This window comes from Asticcacaulis sp. AND118, assembly GCF_020535245.1.
In the GTDB taxonomy this organism is placed as follows: Bacteria; Pseudomonadota; Alphaproteobacteria; order Caulobacterales; family Caulobacteraceae; genus Asticcacaulis.
Window position 1 is genome coordinate 2,321,167 of the sequence record NZ_CP084910.1, and the last position, 22,616, is coordinate 2,343,782.

The window sequence follows — 22,616 nt, forward strand, 5'->3', positions numbered from 1 at the left end:
CGTCATGACTGTCTGGCTGTTCGCCCTCGCCTATCTGGCCCTGATCAATCTTATTACGTTTCAGGTATGGGCCGCCGATAAGCGCCGCGCCATCTGTCGCGAGCGCCGTGTGCCGGCGGACCGGCTTCTGCTGATGTGCGCGCTGGGGGGCTGGCCCGCCGCCCTGCTGGCCACGCGCCTGTTCCGCCACAAGAGCGCCAAACGCAGCTTCGGACGCAAGTTCGGCTGGGTCATGGCGGCTCAGGCCACGGCGGTGGTGGCCACGATCATCGTTTTTAAAGCGCTTTAGGTATCCGTCTGGACGTCGTCCCAGCCGTCGCCCTCATAGCCGATCAGCCAGTTGAGCGCGTGGTGGCGTTCCTGAACCACGCCGGGCAGCGGCCCCTCGGCCCCTTCGCGCACGGCCCAGTGGATGCGGTAGATCAGGTCGGCCTCATCGAGAATTTCCCCCACGTCGCGATGGCCGATGCGGCTGAGGTCGTCGTGCGCGAACGCCTGCCAGTAGTCGAGGATGTCCTGTGCGTTGATGTCTTCGGACGGGAACCATAGCTCGTCGATCAGACCCAGTGCCCACATCAGCGGCACGATGGCCTCCGTGCGCCACGAAAAGCGGATGGCGTCGACCTCCGAGACTGCATCCCCTTGCAGGCATTCGCGTTCCTGCGGCGTCAGGTGCGCATCGAGCTTCCAGCGCCCCACAAACGGCAGGACCGGACCCGCCCGCCCCAGAAACGCCGCCTGCGCCACCGCCGTCAGGCACAGGATGCGATGTACGATCTCTTCGCCGGAGCGGATCGTCACCTCCGCCGCCTCTTCGATCTCCGGCAGGCTGTCGAGGACCGGCAGGCCCTTTGCCCTGAGCAACCGGATCGAGTTCTGCTTGCGGATTTGGGCTTCATTAGTCGAATTTGGCGTCAAATCGGGTCTTCCAGTGAACGGGCCAGTTTCGAGAACAGCTTAGGCCCGGTCGGCGTCATATACCAGCAATCCTCAAGCCGTACGCCGAATTCTCCGGGGATATAGAGGCCCGGCTCGTCCGAAAAGCACATGCCGGGCGCCAGCGGCGTGGCGTCGCTGCCGACCAGATAGGGCGCTTCGTGCCCATCCATGCCGATGCCATGACCGGCGCGGTGCGACAGGCCCGGCAGGGTATAGCCCGGTCCCCACCCTTCCTTGTCGTAGAAGGCGCGCACCGCTTCATCGAGTTTGGCCACCGGCACGCCGACCTTCGCGCTTTCCAGCACGATGTCCTGCCCCTTGCGCACCGTCTCCCAGACCTTGCGCTGTTTCCGGGTCGGCTCACCATAGACCCAGGTTCGGGTGAGGTCGGACTCGTAGTCGAGCACGCTCGCCCCGCAATCCATCAGGATCACCGAGCCTTCGCGCACGGTCTGCGGCGTCCTGGTGCCGTGCGGATAGGCGCTGGCCTCGTTGAGCAAGGTCAGCGCGAATTCCGGCGCGCCGCCCATGGCGCGGGTGGCGTCGTTCATCAGCGCAGCAATGTTGCCCGACGACATGCCGGCCTTGATGTTGGCGTGGACGTGGCGCAGCGCCGCCAGCGTGATGTCGTTGGCCACCTGCATCAGGGCCAGCTCGGCCGGCGACTTGAGACGGCGGCAGGCATCGACCAGCGCCTCACCCGACACCACGTCGAAGCGGCCCAGCTTTTTCAGCCCGTCGATAATGAAGTAGCGCGTGGTCCCTTCGACGGCGAGTTTGCCGGACATTCCGCGATCTTTGAGCGCCCCGGCGATCAGGGCGTAAGGGCTTTCGTGCTCGTGCCAGGTGCGGACGTCGGCGGGGACTTCCAGCGTCTCACGCGCCCGCGATTCCTCGAAATAGGGGGTGACGACGACAGTTTCGCCCTTCGTCGGGATCAGGGCGGCGGTGACGCGCTCGGACCGCCCCCAGCGCAGGCCGGTGAAATAGGTCAGCGAGGTGCCGCCTTCGACCAGCAGCCCGGCGATGTTCTGACGCTGCATCAGGTCCTGCAGCCTGGCGATGCGCGCCTGACGCTCGGCGACTGTGATGGGTTCGGCGGCCGCGGCGAGATTGGGCAGGGTCTGGGCGATCGCACCCGATGCCATCATGAGGCCTGAGGCCGCCGCCCCGCTGAAAAACGCTCTCCTGGACAGCATGTCCCCGCTCCGCCGCTACAATCGTATACGATCTAGCGTGCGTTTACGGAGATTGGCAAGCGCCCAATGCGCTTTTGATCCACAACGAATCCTGTCAACTTAAAGTTATGTTTGAAGATATCCAGAACCGCGGCTTTCAGGTCGAATTTCATGCCCATGCCAAGGCGATATTAGGGACCGATTTCCCTCAGGCCATAGCCGAGCTTGAAGCAGTTCTCAGCACGCTTTCTATCCCGATTGAGGAAATTATCGGGAGTGGTGGAGGTGAGGCAAAGGGCACTCAGCGTCTGCGTCGTGCCTTGGCCTTAAGCCATTGGCAAAAGGTCAATTTTACGATTGAGAAATCCATTAACGGCATCAAACGCGAGTCTATTTCCCACGAAGTCGATCATGTCCGAGACTTTGAGAACGGCACAATTGCGCTCGAAATCGAGTGGAACAACAAAGACCCGTTCTTCGACCGTGACTTCGAAAACTTCAAACGCCTGCACGCCGAAGGGGCTATCAGCGTTGGCATCATCGTTACCCGTGGTGAAATCCTGCAAAACAGCCTGTTCGATCTGGTTCGACGCTATGCGCAGGATAAGGCCTTGACCTCGGTCGAAGACCTCCGCGCCATCGGCCTGAACCCGACACGGCCGCAGCAGGCGGATCTGGCGCGAAGAATGCAGAACGGTACTGGCTTTGAAGAAGCGTGGGCGCGCAACTTTGTCCAGAGCAAATATGGGGCCGCGACCACCCATTGGCGCAAGTTGGAGGACCGCGTTCATCGCGGCGTCGGCAATCCCTGTCCGTTGCTGCTGATTGGACTTCCAGCCTCAGTGGTCACTTTTGGGGAAAATCTGGATACCGCTGCCATCGCAGAAGGTGACGAAACGGAAATCTGATTACTCTGCCGCAACGGCTTTGGTAGCCGCGCTATTGTGCGCATAGGTATCCCACGTAGGCGCATAGCTGTCGTCAGCCTGATTGCCCCACACCGTCCAGCCGGGGCGTGTCCCGCGCGAAAACATCTCCAGCCGTGGACCGGGGCTGCACGCTTCTATCAGTTCATACTGTTCATCCGGCTTGCGGCTATGCTCACGCTTACGCGTACCGATATAGTTGACCTGAGTACGTCCCGGTTGCAGCGTGCGCGCGTTCTTACCGCGCACACCGAACAAGATGATTTCGGTCACGTTGCGGAAATAAAAGCCTACGCCGCGACCGTCAGAACCGCCATCCTTACGTATCTTATGCCAGATGAGGTTCGACTTATACTCAAACCCCCACGCCTTCATTACCTCCAGACCATCGGGCAAGAGCGCATTGGGTACCCACAAGTAAAGGTGAGCCGTCGGCGCCAGCACCTGCGCCACGGGTAAGGCGCAGATCTCCGGTAGGGTCATGGTGCCATAACGGTTAAGTCGCTTGTGTTCGGGCGCAACCTTGCCGGTACGATTGACAAACTGCCAAGGCGGGTCCGCCAAAATAGTGGCGTACTTCGTCTTTCCGGCAGCGGCCAGAAAATCCTCAGCAGCGGAAGGTTCCAACGGACAGACCTCATATAAACGAATCGCGTCGGCTTGTTCGCGATTTATTCTGACAGTAATGGAAGGCCGCAGCGTTTATCAAGGCACATAGTTTAGGATCGGCGACAACCACCGCTCGGCTTCATCGACAGTCCAGCCCTTGCGGCGGGCATAGTCCGCGACCTGATCCTTCTCGATCTTGCCGACGCCGAAATAGTGGGACTTCGGATGCGCAAAGTACAGGCCCGACACCGAGGCCGGGGGCGTCATGGCGAGGCTCTCGGTCAGTTCCATTCCCGTGCGGTCGCGCGCGTCGAGCAGGTCGAACAGCGTCCATTTTTCCGTGTGATCGGGCTGGGCCGGATAGCCCGGCGCGGGGCGGATACCCTTATACTGCTCATTGATCAGGCCCTGCACGTCGAGGTCTTCGTCAGCCGCATAGCCCCACAGTTCACGGCGCACCTTTTTGTGCAGCGCCTCGGCAAAGGCTTCCGCCAGACGATCGGCCAGAGCGGTCGCCAGGATGGCGTTATAGTCGTCGCCCGCCGCCTTGAACTTCGCCGCGATCTCCATTTCGCCATGCCCGGCGGTGACGGCGAAGCCGCCGATCCAGTCCGGCGTGCCTTTGGGTGCGATGAAGTCGCTGAGGGCGGTGTTCGACTGGTCTTCGCGGGTCTTCTTCATCTGCTGGCGCAGGGTGTGGAAGGTGGCGATGACTTCGGAGCGCCTCTCGTCGGCATAAACCTCTATATCGTCGTCTTCGGTGGCGTTGGCCGGCCAGAAGCCGACCACGCCGCGCGCCTCGAACCACTTTTCCTCAAGGATCTTGGCCAGCATCTCACGCGCATCGGCATAGAGGGCCGTGGCCGCCTCCCCGACGATCTCGTCTTCCAGAATGTCCGGGAAGCGCCCGGCCAGTTCCCACGTCGCAAAGAAGGGCGTCCAGTCGATATGGTCGGCCAGATCGTGCAGGTCATAGGGCGAGAAGGTCCGCAGTCCCAGAAACGACGGCGCGACGGGCTTTTCGGCGGCAAAGTCGATGACGAACTTCTTTGCGCGCGCCTCTTCGAGGTCCGAGCGCGGCTTGGTGTCGCCCTTGCCATAGGCGACGCGCACCTTTTCGTAGTCGGCGCGGATGTCGGCGACGAACTGCGCCTTATCGGTCTCGGACAGCAGTTGCGACACCACGCCCACGGCGCGCGACGCATCGAGCACATAGACGACCTGATCATTGGTGTAGCCGGGCTCGATCTTCACCGCCGTGTGCGTTTTGGAGGTGGTCGCCCCACCGATCAGCAGCGGCACCTTGAAGCCCTTGCGCTGCATTTCGCGCGCCACGAAGACCATCTCGTCCAGCGACGGCGTGATCAGACCCGACAGGCCGATCATGTCGACGCCGTGCGCCCTGGCCTCGTCCAGAATGCGGTCGGCCGGCACCATGACGCCGAGGTCGATCACCTCGTAATTATTGCACTGAAGCACGACGCCGACGATATTCTTGCCGATGTCGTGGACGTCGCCCTTGACCGTGGCCATCAGGATCTTGCCCGCCGCCTGATAGGTGCCGCCGGCCGCCACATGGGCTTCCTTTTCGGCCTCCATATAGGGCATCAGCCAGGCCACGGCCTGTTTCATCACGCGGGCGGACTTCACCACCTGCGGCAGGAACATCTTGCCCGCACCGAACAGGTCGCCGACGACGTTCATCCCGGCCATCAGCGGCCCTTCGATGACGTGCAGCGGGCGCTCGGCCTGAAGGCGCGCTTCTTCGGTGTCCTGATCGATAAATTCGGTGATGCCGTGAACCAGGGCGTGCTTCAGCCGCTCTTCGACCGTACCTTCGCGCCAGGCCAGGGTCTTGGCCTCGACCTGCCCCTTTTCGCCCTTGTACTTCGGCGCCAGATCGACCAGCCATTCGGTGTTGGACACATTATGGCGCTGAGGCCGGTTGAGGATCACATCCTCGACCGCCTGACGCAGTTCGGGGTCGATATCGTCATAGACCGGCAGGTCGCCGGCATTGACGATGCCCATGTCCATGCCCGCCTTGATGGCATGGTAGAGAAACACCGAGTGGATGGCGCGGCGCACCGGCTCGTTGCCGCGGAACGAGAAAGAGACGTTCGACACGCCGCCCGACACCCGCGCGAACGGCAGGGTCTGCTTGATGGCGCGCGTCCCCTCGATGAAGTCGACGGCGTAGTTGTCGTGTTCCTCGATTCCCGTCGCCACGGCGAAGATATTGGGGTCGAAGATGATGTCTTCGGGCGGGAAACCGACCTCGTTGACCAGAATATGATAGGCGCGGGTGCAGATTTCGACCTTGCGCGCCGCCGTATCGGCCTGGCCTACCTCGTCGAAGGCCATAACCACCACGGCCGCGCCGTATTTGAGGCATTCGCGGGCGTGGTGACGGAAAATGTCCTCGCCTTCCTTCATCGAGATGGAGTTGACGATGGCCTTGCCCTGCACGCACTTCAGGCCCGCCTCGATCACCTCCCACTTCGATGAGTCGATCATCACCGGCACGCGGGCGATATCGGGCTCGGCCGCCAGCAGGTTGAGGAAGGTCGTCATGGCCTTCACCGCGTCGAGCAGGCCTTCGTCCATATTGATGTCAATGACCTGCGCCCCGGCCTCGACCTGCTGACGCGCCACGTCGAGCGCGGCGGTGTAATTGCCTTCGACGATCAGCTTACGGAACTTCGCCGAGCCCGTGACATTGGTGCGTTCGCCGATATTGATGAAGGTGGGAGTCATGCTGGTCATGCGCGTTTAATCGTCTTTTACCGTCGTAATATCAAGGGCCGAAACGCTGTCCGCCAGACGCCGGATGGCGGGTTCGAGCAGACCGGCGGCGTGGACGCGCACCAACGGCGTGTCGAGCCAGCGGGCCTGCGCCAGCCAGCTTAAAACATGCAGCAACAGTTCATTGGGCGTCGAGGCATGGACGGCAGCGTTCAACTGATCCCAGTCGGGCGGATCGGGCACGTTCGGCGCGGCGGCGGCAAAGGCGGCGTCGGTCAGGTGGTATTCGCTGAGGACCAGAGTCAGTTCGTCGTAAAACGGCTGATCAACACGCAGTTCGTCAGGCGTGACGTCTTTCAGCACATCGGCGGCCATCCGCAGGCGCGCGGCCCAGTCGCGCAAGTCATTCGGGCTCATGCCAGCACCGTCGCAATATGGCGCACCGTGGCGATCCATTCGTCGTAATTGGCTTCCTGATACAGTTCATCGATCTCGGAATCGGCGGCGCAGATGCGCGTCAAAGCCTTGACCGCCAGCGCGCTCAGATCGTCCGGCACCGGCCCCAGATCGTCGATGATCATGTGATAGTCCTGCGCGGAAATCTCGCTCTTGCCCAAGGCGACGCTGAGGAAGGCCGCGGCGGCATAGACCCGCGCCCCTTCGGTCAGCCCGAGATAGTCAGTGGTCTGGAGCGCTTCGGCGAAGACGCCGCGCACGCGCTCCCACGACGGACCTTCTTCGAGGTCGATCATGAAGTCGGTCGCGTCGTCATTGTCGAAGGGACCATTGCCCCAGGTAGTCATAGCAGCATTCCTTTTAACCCCCTCTCCCTGCTTGCGGGGAGAGGGTTGGGGTGAGGGGCGTGACAGAAAGACCGAAGGCGCGGCAGCTTTGCAGGCCCCTCATCCGACTTTCGCTACGCGCAAGACACCTTCTCCCCGTAAACGGGGAGAAGGGCGTTACTTCCCGGCCCGCTTCACGGCGATATCGACCTGACCGCGCAGGAAATCGACAAAGCCGATGCCCTGCGCCGCCAGCGCTTTGGGATAAAGCGACGAGGCGGTCATACCCGGCAGGGTGTTGGTCTCGATAAACACTGGGCCCCTATCGGATACGATGAAGTCCGACCGCGTATAGCCCCGGCACGACAGGGCCTTGTGCGCGGCGATGGCCAGCCGCTGAATCTCCGCCATCACCTCAGGCGCAAAGCGCGCGGGGCAGATTTCCTGCGTCTTGTTGGACAGATATTTGGAGTGATAATCAAAGGCCCCGCGGTCGGGGATGATCTCGATCGGCGGCAGGGCGATCAGCGTCCCGTCGGCCTGCTCCAGGACGGCACAGGTGGCTTCGGCGCCCGTCACGAAGGGCTCGATCAGATAGTCCATCGTCTTCGCCGCCTCTCGAACAGCCACAAGATCGTTGGTCGAGTTGACGAAGATCAGGCCGAAGCTCGACCCGTCCTGCGCCGGCTTGGCGACCAGCTTGCCATGTTCGGCAAAGGCGTCGTCGATATCGGCCAGAGCGATATTGGACGGCGAGCGCACGCCCGCGCAGGCGGCGAACTTTTTGGCCGACACCTTGTCGAAAGCCAGATGCGAGGCTGCCGAGCCCGAACCAGTGAAGGGCACGCCGCGCGCCTCGCACTTGACCTGAAACTCGCCGTTTTCGGCGATGCCGCCGTGCAGACCCAGCACCAGCACGCGGTCTTCAGCAGCCGCCTTGTCCAGCGCGTCGTCGATGGTGCCCAGATCGTAGCCGTCGGCCTGGAACGGCACTTCGAACGGACGCTGATGTCCGAGCAGCGCCAGGGACGAGGCCTGATAGACATGATTGTCCTCATCCCAGTACCACAGGTCGGCTTCGGGCAGGGCCTTGTGCAGGGACTGGGTGGTGGCGACGGCCACCAGACGCTCGCGGCTCAGGCCGCCGAAAAGAATTGTCAGGCGCATCAGGAAGTTCCGGAAGGAGGTCTCCCCCTCCTATAGGGCACCCGACAAAGCCGTGCCAAGTCATTTTGCGGGGATGGCCGCCACGACCTCGATTTCCACCAGATAGCCTGAGGCGACCAGACCGGCCACCTGCACCGTGGCGCGCGACGGCTTGTTCGGCTGAGCCTCGGTGCCGAAATATCGGGTGTAGGCCTTCATCATGCCGCCGAAGTCCATCTTGCCGTCCAGCTTCGGATCGCCGACCAGATAGACCTTCATATTGACCACGTCGCCCAGCGTTGCGCCTTCCTGTTTCAGCGCCGCCTCGATCTTCTTCAATACGCTGTCGGTCTGGACCTCGGTATTGCCGTAGCTCTCGATCGAGCCCTTGGGCGCATTGGCATCGGCAACGTCGGGCAGCAGGCCGGACAGGTAGATGGTCCTGTAACCCGCAGGCACCGTCACGGCCTGAGCAATGGGGAAGCTGCCGGCATAGGTGCGGGTAACGGCCAAGGCCTCAGATTGGCGTTCCGACTTGCGCTCGGCTTCCTTCGATGCCGTGGTGATATGCAGGCCGTCCTCCGGCCCGTCATAGATGATGCAGCCGGACAGGCCGAACGACAGAACCGCCAGAGACGAGAGAATCAGGGCGCGGGACATGAGCATTTCCTTTATGAATCACGCTGTTTTGGATTTCTGGCGGTCGGCGATCATGGTGACAACCCGGTGCGCCGAACAGAAGGCCCCCTGCTGCCACGAACTCACATGGCTCAGATGGTCGCCGGCAAAGTAGATCGGACCGTCGGGTTGCGATAGCAGATTATAGGCATCGGGCTCGTCTTCGCTGATGAAGCTGGCCAGCCCTTGCGAATAAGGGATTTCGCTCCAGTTGACGATGGCGGGCGTCTTCATGCGCGCCCCCTGCCCCGGATGCAGCCGGTCGATGGTTTCGCGCGCATAGGCGATCTGTTCCGGCAAGCTCCGCTCACCCATGCGCCCGTTGAAAGCATAGCCAGCGACGATGATGCCTTCCGGTGCGTGGAAACGATCGGACGGATACCAGGTGGCGAAGGTGTCGCGGTCGGTGAAGCTCAAACCGCCATAGATCTGGTCGTTCTGCTCCCAGAAACGCGGGCTCTGAAAGGCGATCTTGTAACCGCCGATGGCCTTGCCGCCGATCTTCTGGATCGCCGCCTTTACCGGTTTGGCAAAGTCGCCGTCGATTTTGGCCAGAACCGGCGGCGGCACGGTGCAGATGACGTAATCCGCCGTCAGCACCTCCGCCTTGCCTGTCGTCTTGTCGAGATAGAATATCTCCGCGCCCTTTTTGCTGCGACGGATGCGCTTGACCTCGCAGCCCTTGCGGATGACGCCCGGCAACTTCGCTTCGAAGGCCATGGGGATGCGGTCCATACCGCCCACCGGCTGCTGCATGGTGGCCTGAAAATCGGCGATGTCGGCAAAACAGGAGACGGCCTGCACGAAGGGATCGCTGACAACGCCCAGCGGCAAAGGCGTGCGGAACTTCGGTGACTGCGTCCCCGCGGCCGGGTCGACGTCGTAACCGCAGGCGTCGGTGCCCGTATAGGTCAGTTTTTCGGTCAGGTGCCCCCATTGGGCCAGCCCGGCCATCATGCGGTCGCGATCGGCGCCGGTGAACACATCATCGAGCGCGCCCTTATTGGCGACCTTGGCCAGCAGTTCGGCCATGTGGCCGCGATAGTCGAAACTGGCCTGACGCATTTCGATGCATTTGCCGCCGTTAAGCCGGTCGGCCTGAATGCGCGCCCGCGCCGTCCAGTTGATCTCGGCCTCCATCGCCACACCCAGCTCGCGGCAATAGCCCAGCGTCGCCTGATGGTGGGCGGGGATGCGCGCGGGCCCGGCGTTGAAATACTGCCCTTCATCGAAGGCGCAGACCTGTTGCGTACCATTGAGATAGTCGATCTTCGTGCCCTTGCGCACCGTCCAGTTTCGCCCGCCCACCCGGTCGCGGGCCTCAAGGATCGTGCAGGCATAGCCCGCCTTGCGCAGTTCGTAGGCGGCGGCCAGACCGGCGGGGCCTGCGCCGATAATGGCGACCTTTACCCCTTGCCCCGAACCGGGTTGAAGGTCGGGCATCCCGGCCCAGGCCTCATCACCGCTGAGCCCCAGAGCGTGCAGGGCGGCGTATCCGCCGGCAAAGCCCGCCACCGCGCCGAAGCGCATCAGAATATCGCGTCGTGTCGTCACGTCAGCCCCCGCTTCGTTGCAGCAGAAACCGAACGCTAACGCAGGTGCGAAAACTTGTCGAGCAGCGTTAAATTAATTATCCGTAGGCCACCCAGCCGCACCCGTACAGGCCCTTGAACAGCAGCTCGATGCCGGTAAAGCCTGCCTCGCGCAGCAGGGACTCGTCGCGTTCCGGACCGACCGTGTTCAGCCCGGTGCGCACCCGCTCATGCGCTTATTTCAGCACTTGAGAGTCCAACTGGCTGCCGCGGGCAAAGCGCAGATAGCGGTCGCGTCTCCAGACCGCCCCCGCCGCCCAGCACCAGCACGGCCTTCGGGTCGGCCTCGGCAATCAGTTGCGCCATGATGCGGTGCAGGCCGTCGAAACCCGGCACGATCTTCTTCGGGCGCTCGGCATAGGTCCGGGCATGCTCCGGGTCTTTGAAGGTCCGCCATTGCTTCCGTCATTACAACCTCAATTCAGTTCGAACGGTTCAAGGCCGGCCAGACGCAGGGCGCGCGGGCGCTCCGGCGGGACGCGCGGCGCGAAACCGCGCACCTCATCGGCGACGTGTCTGATATGGTCAGGCGTCGTGCCGCAGCAGCCGCCGAGGATATTGACCAGCCCGTCCTTGGCCCATTCGTGCAGTTCGTGCGCGGTTTCGTGCGGCTGCTCGTCATACTGCCCCATCGCGTTGGGCAAACCGGCATTGGGATAGGCGGCGACCAGCGTATCGGCCACGCGCGCCAGTTCGGCGATGTGCGGGCGCATCAGGTCGGCCCCCAGCGCGCAGTTGAAGCCGATGGCGAACGGTTTGACGTGCTTGACAGAGTTCCAGAAGGCTTCGGCGGTCTGGCCCGACAGCGTGCGGCCCGAACGATCGGTAATGGTGCCCGAAATCCAGATCGGCAGCTTTTCCAGCCCTTCGTCCTCCAGGTCCATGATGGCCTTCAACGCCGCCTTGCAGTTCAGCGTGTCGGTGATGGTTTCGATAAGGTAGAGGTCCACGCCGCCTTCATTGAGCGCCTTGATCTGCTGGCGATAGGCCGCATAGACCTGATCGAAGGTGACGAGACGCGCGCCTGGATCGTTCACGTCCGAAGACATGGACAGCATCTTGTTCAGCGGCCCGATAGAGCCCGCCACAAAGCGTGGCTTTTCCGGTTCTTTCGCCGTCCACTCATCGGCGGCGGCGCGGCCCAGCTTTGCGCCCTCAAAATTGATGTCCCAGCAGGCCTGCGCATCGAGGTGGTAGTCGTCCATGGCGATGGTCGTCGCCGAGAAGGTGTTGGTCTCGGAGATGTCGGCGCCCGCCGCATAGTACTGATTATGCAGGTCGGTGATGATGTCCGGACGCGTCAGGCACAGGATGTCGTTATTGCCCTTCATCTGACCGACATGGTCCTTGAAGCGGTCGCCGCGGAAGTCCTGTTCGTCGAGGCCACGGCGCTGGATCATCACGCCCCACGACCCATCGAGGATCAGGATGCGCGCCTTCGCGGCGGCTTTCAGTGTGTCGATGCGTTCCTGACGGGTCATGGGGCGAGTCCTTTTAGTTTGCTGCGTCACTGCGTTCCGCAGCAGGCCACGACCCGTCGAGGATCAGGATGCGCGCCTTCGCGGCGGCTTTTAGTGTGTCGATACGTTCCTGACGGGTCATATTTGTCTCCCTCCTCCCTTGCAAGCCCTTGGGCGGAGCGGGGGAGGTGGCTGCGAGTGAAACGAGCAGACGGATAGGGCTTTGTGTGTTTGCCCCCTCCACCACTTCGTGGTTCCCCTCCCCCGTATCGCTAAGCTCACAGGGGAGGATGTAGGGTGTGATATGGGTTTGGCGTGGGAACCCGGCAAGTTGTTTGGTACGGGCTCAGGCGGCGGGGGTTTGTCGATCCCTTAGCCCCAGAACGCGGCAGATGGAATAGACCAGTTCCGCGCGGTTGAGCGTATAAAAGTGGAAATTGGTCACGCCTTCGCGCTCCAGCCCCAGCACCTGCTCGACCGCCACGGCCGAGGCCAGCAGCTTGCGCGTCTCGGCGTCGTTGTCGAGGCCAGCAAACAGCTCCTCCAGCCAGTCGGGCACCATCGCTTCGCAGGCCGCCGCCATCTTGCGCAGGCCCTTGAAATTGGTCACCGGCATGATGCCCGGCATCAGGTCGATCTTGATGTCGGCGTCGGCCACGGCGTCGCGGAAACGCAGGAAGGTTTCCGGCTCGAAGAAGAACTGGCTGATGCCGCGTGTCGCGCCCGCATCGACCTTCTGACGCAGGACGTCGAGGTCGAAGGCCACAGATGGCGATTGCGGGTGCTTTTCCGGATAGACGCCGACGCTGACCTCGAAGTCGCCGATGCGGCGGATGGCGGCGGTCAGTTCCGTGGCGTTCTGATAGCCGTCGGCGCGCGGCGTATACTGACCGTCGTGCAGGCCGCCCGGCGGGTCACCGCGCAAGGCGACGATGTGGCGCACACCGGCATCCCAATAGGCCTGAATGACCTCATCGACCTCTTCGCGCGAAGCTTCGACGCAGGTCAGGTGCGCGGCGGGCTTCAGCGTGGTTTCATCGAGAATGCGCTTCACCGTGCGGTGGGTACGTTCGCGCGTCGAGCCGCCCGCGCCATAGGTCACGGAGACAAAGGTCGGGTTGAGCGGTTCCAGCCGGCGGATGGCCGCCCACAGGGTTTCTTCCATCTCCGCAGACTTGGGCGGAAAGAACTCGAACGAGACATTGAGGTGCGACGCGCCCGCGCGGATCTTGCGGGCGATGGATGACTGAACGAAGGCGGGCGGCGGGGCCATAAGCGTATTCTCTGTAGCGTTTTTGTTTGGTTTATCAGGCTTTTTGCATCAGCCAGACGCGCACGGTCAAACCCAAATCCCCGACCTTTTCCGGGTGCGGCGGCAGGGACAAGCTGCGCAGCGGTTGCAGGCCGGCGGCCTTCTGCCAGTGGCCCATATCGTCGTCGCCGATACCGAGGCGGCGATGCTGATATTCGTCACGCATCACCTCCAGCCGGTGCGGGGCGAAGTCGACGATCAGCAGCCGCCCGCCGGGCTTGAGCAGCCGCGCGGCCTCTTTCAGCGCCTGTCCCGGATCGGCCAGAAAATGCAGCACCTGATGGATGACGACCAGATCGGCGCTTTGGCCGTTAAGGCGCGTGGCGAGAATGTCGCCGTGGCGGAAGTCGATGCCGGTCAGGCCTGCCTCACGCGTGCGGGCGCGGGCGATATTGAGCATCTGTTGCGACAGGTCGAGCCCGATGGCGTACTGGGCCTGCGGCGCCAGCAAACTGAGCATCCGCCCGGAACCCGTGCCCAGATCGATAATCGTCTCGACCGGTGCGTCGCCGACCAGCGCGCGGATAGCCGTCTCGACCTCGGCATCGTCGATATAATGGGAGCGTATCTGATCCCACACCGGCGCGATATTTTCGAAATAGCCTTGCGCGGCGTCCAGACGCTGCGCCCGCACCTCTTCGAGCGCACGCAGGTCTGAACTTTCCTCGTCGCCCAGCGCCGCCAGCACGGCGTCGATCAGCGGCGTCAGGGCCGGATGTTCGCTCAGGCGATAAAAGACCCACGCTCCGTCCGGAAAACGGTCGATGACCCCGGCTTCGTTCATCAGCTTGAGATGACGCGAGATGCGCGGCTGGCTTTGATTGAGAATCCGCACCAATTCCATGACAGACAGCTCTTCATGCGCTAAAAGACGCAAAAGCCGCAGGCGCGTGGGCTCACCCATCGCCTTAAGCGCCTCCAGAAGCGCCGCTTCGCCAAGAATTTCATCCGGTTGCATATAATCACATAAAGATTTCTTTATATGATTTTGCAAGCCAAAAGTGACGCGCCGTCGCGTAATGACGTCACAAAAACACCTGCGACAGGATTACGCATGGCTCGGGACGTGCAGTTTCCCACATATCAGAGTAAACTGCCCAACCATTCTGTAACCAGAGTCCTTTTATGACCGATAAAGCCCCTCTTTCAACGGCCATTTCGCGCGGCCTGCGCCGGCGCTGCCCGGCCTGTGGCGAAGGCCACGCCTTCAAGGGCTATCTGAAGGTCGTCGATACCTGCGCCCGTTGTCAGACCCCGCTGGGCTCTTATCCGTGCGATGACGGTCCGGCCTATATCACCATGCTGCTGGTCGGGCATCTGGTCATCGCGCCGATGTTCGCTTTCGAATTCTTCTGGAGCTATCCGCTGGAAATCGTCGTGCCGATCACGCTGGCGGCGATGGCGGCGCTGACGCTGGTCATGCTGCCCTATATCAAGGGCGGGTTCCTCGGCCTGATCTGGCACCATGGGCTGAAACGTTTGCGTTAAACTCGTACGTAGCGCTTGACGGAATCCCTCAGGCGGAGAATTCTCCTCTGCGACGCCCGATGGCGTTGCGGATAACAGGAGGCTCTCATGGCGCACAAATTCCTTATCAAGAAGAACAAGTCCGGCGAATTCGTCGCCTATTTCGTCTACAATTCCGAGACGATTTTCTGGACCGAAGGTTATGCGTCGAAGGCCTCCGCCAAGAACGCCATCGAATCGATCAAAAAGAACGGCCCCGCGGCCGAAATCGACGATCAGTCCGACGACTGATCTCTCTCGACTGATCTCTCTGGCACATATACACAAAGAAAGCCCGGAAGCCTGCGCCTCCGGGCTTTTCTTTTGCCTGCGATTGCCGCCTCAGGCCATATTCAGCGTGTCGCGGATAATGGCGATCGAGCCTTCGGACTCTTCGGTGCACTCCATGTGCAGGCGGTCGATTTCTTCCTGCGCAAAGTTGCGCATCAGCATAGCCGCCTGAGGCGACAGGGCCATAAGGGTGCGCGCCGAAGCCCGCGCCAGGGCCAGGGAGGCGTCAAGGTCGACCAGATTGGCCGTATCACGAGCGACCGCCAGTGCATAAAGGCGCGACGCCACGTTCGGGGGGGTGTGGGACATAATTTTTCTGCTCTGACGTTCGAAGCACGCTCCGGACGCCTTAAGGTCTTGGGGGAGGAGGAAAGTGTGGTGAAGAACGCGCCGCCCGAAACAAACACAAACGCCGGGCGCGCGCATACGCAACGCATCATACCGTTGTTTCATAATATCATGCCGGATTACTCAAAATCCAGAACGGTATCCAAACACCACAAACCAGAGGCCTTCGCCTGACCATTGATTTCAAATGCTTTTTTTGAGGGGGTGGGAGAATTATGCACATGCACGGAATATTCAGCGAATTTATCCGAAGATAACGCTATCAACCGCGACAGAATATTACAGATTGCGAAAATATATCGCACCAATCCAGCGCAATATCTGAAAAATACTACGCTATCTGATTATCAGTCGCACGCGCCGACGCAAAGGTCAATCGTTATTTCACTTAGTGAAACACTTTCACGAAAAGTCATTCAGATACAAAAAAGCCCGCCTTGCGGCGGGCTTTACTTAAGGTAACACGAAACGGTTAGCCGACCTTCTTGGCCAGACGCTCCTGACCTTCGCGGATCAGTTGGGCGGCCTGGTCCGGATCGCCCCAACCCAAGACGCGCGTTTCCTTGTTCTTCTCCAGATCCTTGTAATGGGCGAAGAAGTGGGTGATCTGCTCGATAAAGATTTCCGGCATCTGGCGATAGCTGGAAACGTTCGTGTAGAAGGGATGCAGCTTGTCGACCGGAACGGCCAGAATCTTCTCGTCCTTGCCCGCCTCGTCTTCCATCAGCAACACGCCGATCGGACGCGAACGGATAACCACGCCCGGATAGACCGGCGTCGGGCCGACCACCAGCACGTCGCAGGGATCGCCATCGTCGGCAAGCGTGTGCGGGATAAAGCCGTAATTGCCCGGGTAGTACATCGAGGTGTAGAGGAAACGGTCGACGAACAGCGCGCCGGAGTCCTTATCCATTTCGTACTTGACGGGCATGCCGCCTTGCGGAATTTCGATGACGGCGTGGATGTCCCAGGGTGCGTTCGGACCGACGGAAATTTTATCGAGATTCATAGGATGTCTTTAATGTTAAAAGGCATTGATGATATTGATTTGGGGTTGTCATAAGCGCTCAGCCTCTTTCGCACAAGCGAAGTCTGCGTTTTTTCTTTTCGCACTTTGCTACAATTTGTTACCTGGCCGCCCATTCACCCCTACCGCGCGAAGCGCCGTGGCGTGCGCAACAGGGTTAAACTCAAGGACGGGTTTAAGTTTCTGTTTTCGCGCACGTCTTTAACCAAAAAGTCGCTTCACAGGTTTCACAACGCACCTTAGAGCGGATGGACAGAGAGACTCTTTCCATCCGCTCTAAGTTTTTGAGTGATCGCGCAATTTATCCGCAAAGTGGTTTCCACTTTGTCGGATTGCGCTCTAAACTAAAGTCTCATCACCCGTGGAGGAAGGGGAAGACGCATGGAAACCATCACACGCACGTTCGGAAGCTGGCAGAATTTCACCGCCCTGATGATCTTCCTCTTCTGCTGGCTGGGCTACGAGCACGTCCTGAAGGCGCTGGCCAAGCGTCATGGCGTTATCTTCAAGGACCTGACGGTCGTGCGTCGCGCATGGATGCAGGAAATGGTTATCCGTTCGTTCAAGCTCTACGATTCCAACCTCATCGGTCACGGCGTGAACACGATGAGTTTCTTCGCCTCGGCCAACCTCATCCTTATCGCGGCCGTCGCCGGGGCCATCTTCACCGAAGAACTGTCGTACCAGAGCGTCCATGCCCTGGGCATCGACACCTCTTCACCCGCCCTGTTCCTGATGAAGTTCGGTTTGGTCATTATCTGTCTGGCGCGCGGCTTGCTGAACTTCATCTGGGCCCTGCGTCAGACCAACTACGCCGTCGCCGCCATGGGCGCCGTGCCCGAAAACATCGACCCCAAGACGGCGCGCGAATTCACCGAAGCCATATCCGACATCTTTGAGCCCGCCATGTCAAACTTCTCGCAAGGGGTGCGCGGTTACTATTTCGCCCTGGCCGCCGGGGCGTGGATGTTCGGCCCCATTCCGCTGGCCGTGGCCAGCATCGGCGCCACTATTCTGCTGGCGTGGCGGCAATCGCGCTCACAGGCGGCGCGCGGCCTGCGGCGTATGCGCGAACTGCTGGAAGATCACCCCTACCCCACCCGGACACGCCCCATCTATGACGGCGACCTGAGTAGTGAGGAAGAAAATGGTGCGTCGCAGCAAGATAAAACAAATAACCAGACGCAAGCCGGCTGAATCGTTTTCTAAATAACGCAAAGGTTTGCTCACCTTACACAGGTCCGGCAAGGAACGATTGTAACGATACGTGATCATACAAATGCGTTTTCTGGCTTGAGAATTTTTGCGTCGCAACGTATAAAGTCAGTGTTCGACGTTTTTACGTCGATGCCCTTCCTGGGCGTTTCCTCCCTGTAGACTTAGCCGCGCTCGTGTAGCGCGGCTTTTTTTTGCCAGAAATCAGAGTTGAATACTGAGGGACCGACCGCGATTACCTGCGGGCTTTCAAACCCTCGATCACCGCCGCCACCGCCACACGCATCCGATCGGCTTTCGGGCTCAGCGTCAAAGCCACTTCATCCATATAGAGCCCGCGGTTGATCTCGATCTGCAAACCCTCCACGCCCCTGAACGGTTCGGCGTAGCGTTCCAGCGTGTAACCGCCGGCAAAGGGATGGTTGTGCGCCACACGAAAGCCCCGGCTTTCAAACGCCTGGCGGACAAAGGCCGTCAGGTCGCCGCGGCAGGCTTCGCCGTGCAGATCGCCCAGCACGATGTCCGCCAGCGCGCCCGGCGTCTGCTTCAGCGTGCCCGACGGCATGGAGTGCCAGTCGATCAGCGTCACCCGCCCGTGCGCCGATTTCGCCTGCGCCAGAGCCTCGGTCAGCGCCCGGTGATAGGGTTTGTGCACGCGATCGAGCCGCCGCACGGCCTCGGCATAGTCGATCGGCTGGGCATGGATCTCGCGCCCCCCCGACAGGCAACGCGGAATAACGCCGTAGCCCGACCGCACGCGCAGGGACTGGCTCAGCGCGCCCTTGGGCAAAGGCCCGCGGATCAGGCGCGGGTCCAGTTCCAGCGGATGACGGTTCACATCGACATAGGCCCGGCCGTAATTGGCGCGCACCGCCCACACGCCCTCCAGCGTCTCGAACCCCACCAGACCGTCGACAAAGGCGTCTTCGGTCATGCGCAGATGGGTGGCGTCATATCGCGCTGCCGCCACGAACTCGGCCGGCAGGTGCTGTCCGGAATGCGGCAGGCCGAAGACCAGCCCTGTATGGGACGCCGACGGGCGGCGCACATCGACGGCGACGATGCTTTCCATTGAGGTTGCAACTGGGGACGGAAGGTCGGGCATTAAACCTGTGATAAGACAATTCTGCGCCTTCTTCACCCCTAATTTACACCTCGCCCCTAATCATCTAGTCTCAAATGGACGGGGCCCCTCTCCCACAGGACCGGGATTAATGACCAAGATTCTTCTGGCGGAAGACGAAAATTCCGTGCGCAGCTTCCTGACGCGCGCCCTGCAGCGCGCCGGCTACGAAGTCGTAAGCTGTCCCGATGGCGACACGGCCATCGAAGCGCTCGATCAGGGGCCGTACGACCTGCTGCTGACCGACATCGTCATGCCGGGCGCCGACGGCATCGAAGTGGCCAAGATCGCTTCGCAGCGCCAGCCGGGCCTGAAGATCATGTTCATTACCGGCTTCGCCGCCGTGGCGCTCAATGCGCAAAAGGCCTCGCCTGAAGCCAAGGTGCTGGAAAAGCCGGTGCACCTGCGCGAAATCGTCACCGAAGTCGAACGCCTGATCGCGGCTTAAAAGAGCCTGGGAGAGCGGAACACGCTTTCCCACACTTTCCACATTTTTGATCGCAAAAGCCCTTGCCACCACCATCATCGGCGGCTATACACCCGCTCCTCGCACCGGCGCAGCGCGCCAAACGCAATAGTGGACTCGTAGCTCAGCGGGAGAGCACTACGTTGACATCGTAGGGGTCACAGGTTCAATCCCTGTCGGGTCCACCATTTCTTTCATTCTGTATTTTCAAATAAAATTACCCCGATTGCGTCCGGCTAATAAGCCTCGGACTATTGGGTACTCTTTTCTATAGAGCGTGACAAACGCCCACAAGAGACGGCAGCGTTCCTGCTGGCTGCCACAGAAAAGGCCCCGCGTCTCCGCGAGGCCTGAACAGTGTGTGGGTTTTGATTTGGGCTATGTCCAGCCTTAAATAAGTGGCTTGCCCCTCCCACCTAAGCGGCAACGTCTCAACGCGCGTCAGGTTGCTAATCTTCAGATCATCCGGCTACCGACCTTGGATAATACCCTCGACCAGCTTAGGCGACAAAAAGGCCAAGGCCATCACATCGCCGACATAGCTGGCGCTGATCCCTTCCCGCTCAACAATATCCTTCTAAGCGCCTCGTGTCGTCGATCAGAACGCCATGCGCACCGATACCGTCACCGTGCGCGGGGCGCCGAGGAAGTAGCGCGTCAAGGTTCGGCCCGCCGGGTTAGCGATCGTAGCGCCGAATTCCGGTTGGGTTGCCGTCGCCCCAGAAACCGACGCGATATAGTCCTCATCGAACAGGTTATCGATGTTAAGTTGCAGACGGATATCGCTGCCCGGACTCTTCACGTCGTAGGTGCCGTTCAAACCCACCACCGTATAGGCGGGCAGGGTCTCGACGCCGATCTCCTGAAAGGTCGTCTGCAGGACCACGTGCGCACCGACGCGCTCGCCCACATGTCGCGCATTGAGCACCATCCGCGCGTTCGGCAGCGGCGACCAGCCGACCTGAACGAAGGCCGAATGTTCGGGAATATCACGCACCCGCGCTCCGCCGATGATGGCCAGCGAGGCCAATTTGCGCCGTTCCGCCGAGCCGACGGCCGGATCGTCGTGCTTTGCGTCGATATAGGTGTACGCGCCGTAGAGATCGACCGAACCGAAATCGTAGAAACCGGTGAGATCGACGCCTTTGGTCTTCTGGCCCTGCGTATTGGCGGCCTTGGTGGTGACATTGCCGCGGATGATCTCGTCGGGTTCGAGGCCTACCGTATCAATAGGCACAATACCGACATTCTGCTCAAGCTTCACATCATAGGCCTGAAGCGACAAAGCCATGTTCGGCGCGACGTAACGCACGCCGAGGTCGAGATTTTCCGTCGTTACCGGCTCAAGGTCTTTGGGGTCGATCACCGCTGTCGAACCGAGAAAAGCGTCTTCAGGGATGCCCGCGAAATTACGCGCATAGCCGCCGAACAGTTCGACGCGGTCGGTCAGCCTGTAGTTGATGCCGACCTTCGGATTGATATCGGATTCCTGGGAGAAATCGACCACCGCCTTATATTCCAACGGCGAGCGCGCATTATAGGTCAGCTTGTACCAGGTCGCCCCCAGATCGACGGTCAGGCGATCACCCAGCGCTTTGATCTCGTCCTGCGCGTAGAGCATGGTGCTTTCCAGCACGGCCTCGCGCTCGTATTCGACATAGGTCAGGCGGCTGCGGTCATAGTCGGTCGAGGTGGCCGGGCTGATCACCGGATAGAAGTTGCGCTTTTCGCTGCTTTCGCTGCGCTCGTACCACGACCCCAGACGGAAGGTATGGCTGAGGCCCGCCGCCGCAATGTCCGAAACGATCAGTTCGTCGGTGACGCCATAGCGGTCGCGGTCGCGCGGCGTGACGCGCATATCGGCGGGGCCGCCTACGACGTTGGAATTGCGCAGCGTGGTCAGCGCCGGACGGGTCGCGCCGCCGTTGGCGTTATAGCCGGTCACGGCGCGCGGATCACCGCCGGTGAGGACGCGCGAACGGTCCTGATAGCGGAAGGATTCGCCGCGCAGGGTCTGATAATAGGGGCTGACCTTGAGCGTTACGCGGTTACTTAGGACGAAGCTGCCGCTGATATAGGCCAGGAAATCCTCTCGCGTACCGCCCAACGCCCCACCGTAATTGACATCCACGGCGGGGATTCCGGAGACTGCATCGGTGGCGAAGTCGCTATTGGGGTTCTGCCGGAACTGCGGCAGGGTGATGATGTTGAAATCGTTGTCCGCCTGCTCGTTATAGGACAGGCGGGCCATCAGGCTGGAACCGCTCTCGAAGCGCTTCACCGCCTTGAATTCATAGTGATCGCGCTGGGACGAACGGCGGTTGCGCCCCGTCCAGACGTCGTTTTCCTGCGTCGAGGCGGTGATATAGGCGCTTAAGCCCTTGGCGATCTCGCCCGTATCCATACGGGCATAGAGACGTCCGAAGTCGAAGGAGCCCGCCCCGGCTTCAACCGTCGCGCCGAACTGCGGCTTCGGATTATCGGTCACGAAATCGATAAAGCCGCCCAAGGCGAAACGCGACGGCGCGCCGATATCACCTGCGCTTTGCGACACCACAATGCGTCCGACATTGGAGCTTTCGATAAAGCGCGCGGGGGGCGAACCGCCGTTGAAGCGCGAGTCCCCGGTCGGCACGCCGTCCAACGTCAGGCCGATCTGTTCGTCGGTCAGGCCGCGCATATACATTTCAAACGAGAAGGTGCCACCGCGCGCATCGCCGGTGGCGACCGACAGGCCGGGCACTTTGTTCAGGCTCTGCATGATGTCCGCGCCCATCGGGCGTTCTTCGATATCGGTCTTGCCGAGAGTGAAGGTGGCGCGCGTCAGTCCCGAACCGAAGCGGCGGCCGATGACGACCACTTCTTCCGCATCGCCATTGGCATCGGCCGTGCTGGCGGCGGTTTCATCCGTTTGCGCCATCACGGCGGGCGCGGTCATCAGCCCCGCGAGGGCCGTGAACAGAAGCAATTGACGGTGCGGCATAATGGGTCTCCGGTGGGGCGCGGCGGGCAGTTTCAAAAGCGTCGCCTCAGTTCATGAAAAAAATATGAAACGTTTCATTAAACTTGTCAACGCAAGTGCGAAAATCGCTTCAACGGAGTCTCATCAAAGCCACATAATGCGCCTTTAATCACGTTTAAAAGCCGTTTTAGTCGCAATTTTTGACAGTTTCACAACACATTTACCCTTCCACAGACACAAGCGTTGAAATTTCAGCTTGACCATCTGAATTTATTTATGAAACGTTTCAATTAAATTTTTTCGAGACACTT

At 60.8% G+C, this 22,616-nt stretch carries 24 protein-coding genes and 1 tRNA gene; 7 read left to right on the top strand and 18 right to left on the bottom strand.

Annotated elements, in window-relative coordinates; all coding sequences use genetic code 11:
- The first annotated feature begins 4 nt into the window (after positions 1-4).
- Positions 5-289: a DUF1294 domain-containing protein gene (locus LH365_RS11255; RefSeq protein WP_226743726.1), complete on the top strand. Its 285-nt coding sequence runs from the start codon at positions 5-7 to the stop codon at positions 287-289.
- On the opposite strand, the gene LH365_RS11260 is transcribed toward LH365_RS11255, so the two are convergent.
- Both LH365_RS11260 and LH365_RS11265 read right to left on the bottom strand, forming a co-directional pair.
- Entirely contained in the window at positions 286-918 is a 633-nt protein-coding gene (locus tag LH365_RS11260) for a DUF4272 domain-containing protein (protein WP_226743727.1), read from the bottom strand. The genes LH365_RS11255 and LH365_RS11260 overlap by 4 nt on opposite strands.
- Positions 915-2,138, bottom strand: coding sequence for a Xaa-Pro peptidase family protein (locus LH365_RS11265; protein ID WP_226743728.1), 1,224 nt, complete (start codon positions 2,136-2,138; stop codon positions 915-917). Before LH365_RS11265 ends, LH365_RS11260 begins: the two co-directional genes overlap by 4 nt.
- Before the next feature lie 107 nt (positions 2,139-2,245).
- On the opposite strand from LH365_RS11265, the gene LH365_RS11270 reads away from it, so the two are divergent.
- A complete protein-coding gene (locus LH365_RS11270; protein WP_226743729.1) occupies positions 2,246-3,025 on the top strand; it encodes a BglII/BstYI family type II restriction endonuclease in 780 nt (259 codons plus the stop codon).
- On the opposite strand, the gene LH365_RS11275 is transcribed toward LH365_RS11270, so the two are convergent.
- The 12 genes from LH365_RS11275 to LH365_RS11325 all read right to left on the bottom strand — a co-directional run bounded on the left by LH365_RS11275 (position 3,026) and on the right by LH365_RS11325 (position 14,325).
- The gene (locus LH365_RS11275; protein WP_226743730.1) at positions 3,026-3,670 is read right to left on the bottom strand and encodes an MT-A70 family methyltransferase; all 645 of its coding nucleotides are present in this window, start codon (positions 3,668-3,670) and stop codon (positions 3,026-3,028) included. It abuts the gene before it with no gap.
- 78 nt (positions 3,671-3,748) lie between these two features.
- Positions 3,749-6,409, bottom strand: coding sequence for a methionine synthase (metH, locus tag LH365_RS11280; protein ID WP_226745480.1), 2,661 nt, complete (start codon positions 6,407-6,409; stop codon positions 3,749-3,751).
- A 15-nt stretch (positions 6,410-6,424) separates the two neighbouring features.
- The gene (locus tag LH365_RS11285; RefSeq protein WP_226743731.1) at positions 6,425-6,814 is read right to left on the bottom strand and encodes a hypothetical protein; all 390 of its coding nucleotides are present in this window, start codon (positions 6,812-6,814) and stop codon (positions 6,425-6,427) included.
- Positions 6,811-7,200 (bottom strand): DUF4259 domain-containing protein, encoded by a 390-nt coding sequence (locus LH365_RS11290; RefSeq protein WP_226743732.1) that lies wholly within the window; start codon positions 7,198-7,200, stop codon positions 6,811-6,813. The genes LH365_RS11285 and LH365_RS11290 overlap by 4 nt, the downstream gene beginning before the upstream one ends.
- 156 nt (positions 7,201-7,356) lie before the next feature.
- Complete coding sequence (locus LH365_RS11295; RefSeq protein ID WP_226743733.1) at positions 7,357-8,346, bottom strand: ATP-grasp domain-containing protein; 990 nt, start codon at positions 8,344-8,346, stop codon at positions 7,357-7,359.
- Positions 8,347-8,406: 60 nt separating this feature from the next.
- Positions 8,407-8,985, bottom strand: coding sequence for a RidA family protein (locus LH365_RS11300; RefSeq protein ID WP_226743734.1), 579 nt, complete (start codon positions 8,983-8,985; stop codon positions 8,407-8,409).
- An 18-nt stretch (positions 8,986-9,003) separates the two neighbouring features.
- Complete coding sequence (locus LH365_RS11305; protein ID WP_226743735.1) at positions 9,004-10,557, bottom strand: FAD-dependent oxidoreductase; 1,554 nt, start codon at positions 10,555-10,557, stop codon at positions 9,004-9,006.
- 76 nt (positions 10,558-10,633) lie between these two features.
- The gene (locus LH365_RS18625) at positions 10,634-10,759 is read right to left on the bottom strand and encodes a hypothetical protein (protein WP_255606611.1); all 126 of its coding nucleotides are present in this window, start codon (positions 10,757-10,759) and stop codon (positions 10,634-10,636) included.
- A gap of 4 nt (positions 10,760-10,763) precedes the next feature.
- Positions 10,764-10,931, bottom strand: a complete 168-nt coding sequence (locus tag LH365_RS11310) for a hypothetical protein (protein ID WP_226743736.1) — start codon at positions 10,929-10,931, stop codon at positions 10,764-10,766.
- Positions 10,932-11,011: 80 nt separating this feature from the next.
- Positions 11,012-12,076, bottom strand: coding sequence for a homocysteine S-methyltransferase family protein (locus tag LH365_RS11315; protein WP_226743737.1), 1,065 nt, complete (start codon positions 12,074-12,076; stop codon positions 11,012-11,014).
- Positions 12,077-12,401: 325 nt separating this feature from the next.
- On the bottom strand, positions 12,402-13,328 hold the full coding sequence (gene metF / locus LH365_RS11320) for a methylenetetrahydrofolate reductase [NAD(P)H] (protein WP_226743738.1): 927 nt from the start codon (positions 13,326-13,328) through the stop codon (positions 12,402-12,404).
- A gap of 34 nt (positions 13,329-13,362) precedes the next feature.
- Positions 13,363-14,325, bottom strand: coding sequence for a metalloregulator ArsR/SmtB family transcription factor (locus LH365_RS11325; protein ID WP_226743739.1), 963 nt, complete (start codon positions 14,323-14,325; stop codon positions 13,363-13,365).
- 167 nt (positions 14,326-14,492) lie between these two features.
- Between LH365_RS11325 and LH365_RS11330 the strand changes: the two genes are divergently transcribed.
- The gene (locus LH365_RS11330) at positions 14,493-14,855 is read left to right on the top strand and encodes a DUF983 domain-containing protein (protein WP_226743740.1); all 363 of its coding nucleotides are present in this window, start codon (positions 14,493-14,495) and stop codon (positions 14,853-14,855) included.
- A gap of 87 nt (positions 14,856-14,942) precedes the next feature.
- The gene (locus LH365_RS11335; protein WP_226743741.1) at positions 14,943-15,125 is read left to right on the top strand and encodes a DUF1508 domain-containing protein; all 183 of its coding nucleotides are present in this window, start codon (positions 14,943-14,945) and stop codon (positions 15,123-15,125) included.
- Positions 15,126-15,215: 90 nt separating this feature from the next.
- On the opposite strand, the gene LH365_RS11340 is transcribed toward LH365_RS11335, so the two are convergent.
- On the bottom strand, positions 15,216-15,473 hold the full coding sequence (locus LH365_RS11340; protein ID WP_226743742.1) for a hypothetical protein: 258 nt from the start codon (positions 15,471-15,473) through the stop codon (positions 15,216-15,218).
- Positions 15,474-15,984: 511 nt separating this feature from the next.
- A complete protein-coding gene (ppa, locus tag LH365_RS11345; protein WP_226743743.1) occupies positions 15,985-16,521 on the bottom strand; it encodes an inorganic diphosphatase in 537 nt (178 codons plus the stop codon).
- 399 nt (positions 16,522-16,920) lie between these two features.
- On the opposite strand from ppa, the gene LH365_RS11350 reads away from it, so the two are divergent.
- Complete coding sequence (locus tag LH365_RS11350) at positions 16,921-17,736, top strand: DUF599 domain-containing protein (protein WP_226743744.1); 816 nt, start codon at positions 16,921-16,923, stop codon at positions 17,734-17,736.
- A gap of 253 nt (positions 17,737-17,989) precedes the next feature.
- Here the strand turns inward: LH365_RS11350 and LH365_RS11355 are convergent, their stop codons facing one another.
- On the bottom strand, positions 17,990-18,826 hold the full coding sequence (locus tag LH365_RS11355; protein ID WP_226743745.1) for an N-formylglutamate amidohydrolase: 837 nt from the start codon (positions 18,824-18,826) through the stop codon (positions 17,990-17,992).
- A 142-nt stretch (positions 18,827-18,968) separates the two neighbouring features.
- Between LH365_RS11355 and LH365_RS11360 the strand changes: the two genes are divergently transcribed.
- Together LH365_RS11360 and LH365_RS11365 are read left to right on the top strand one after the other, a co-directional pair.
- Entirely contained in the window at positions 18,969-19,325 is a 357-nt protein-coding gene (locus LH365_RS11360) for a response regulator (protein WP_226743746.1), read from the top strand.
- 131 nt (positions 19,326-19,456) lie between these two features.
- A tRNA-Val gene (locus LH365_RS11365) sits at positions 19,457-19,531 on the top strand.
- A 410-nt stretch (positions 19,532-19,941) separates the two neighbouring features.
- Here LH365_RS11365 and LH365_RS11370 read toward each other — a convergent pair.
- Positions 19,942-22,326 carry a TonB-dependent receptor gene (locus tag LH365_RS11370; protein WP_226743747.1) on the bottom strand — a complete coding sequence of 795 codons (2,385 nt, stop codon included), beginning with the start codon at positions 22,324-22,326 and terminating at the stop codon, positions 19,942-19,944.
- Between the last annotated feature and the right edge of the window lie 290 nt (positions 22,327-22,616).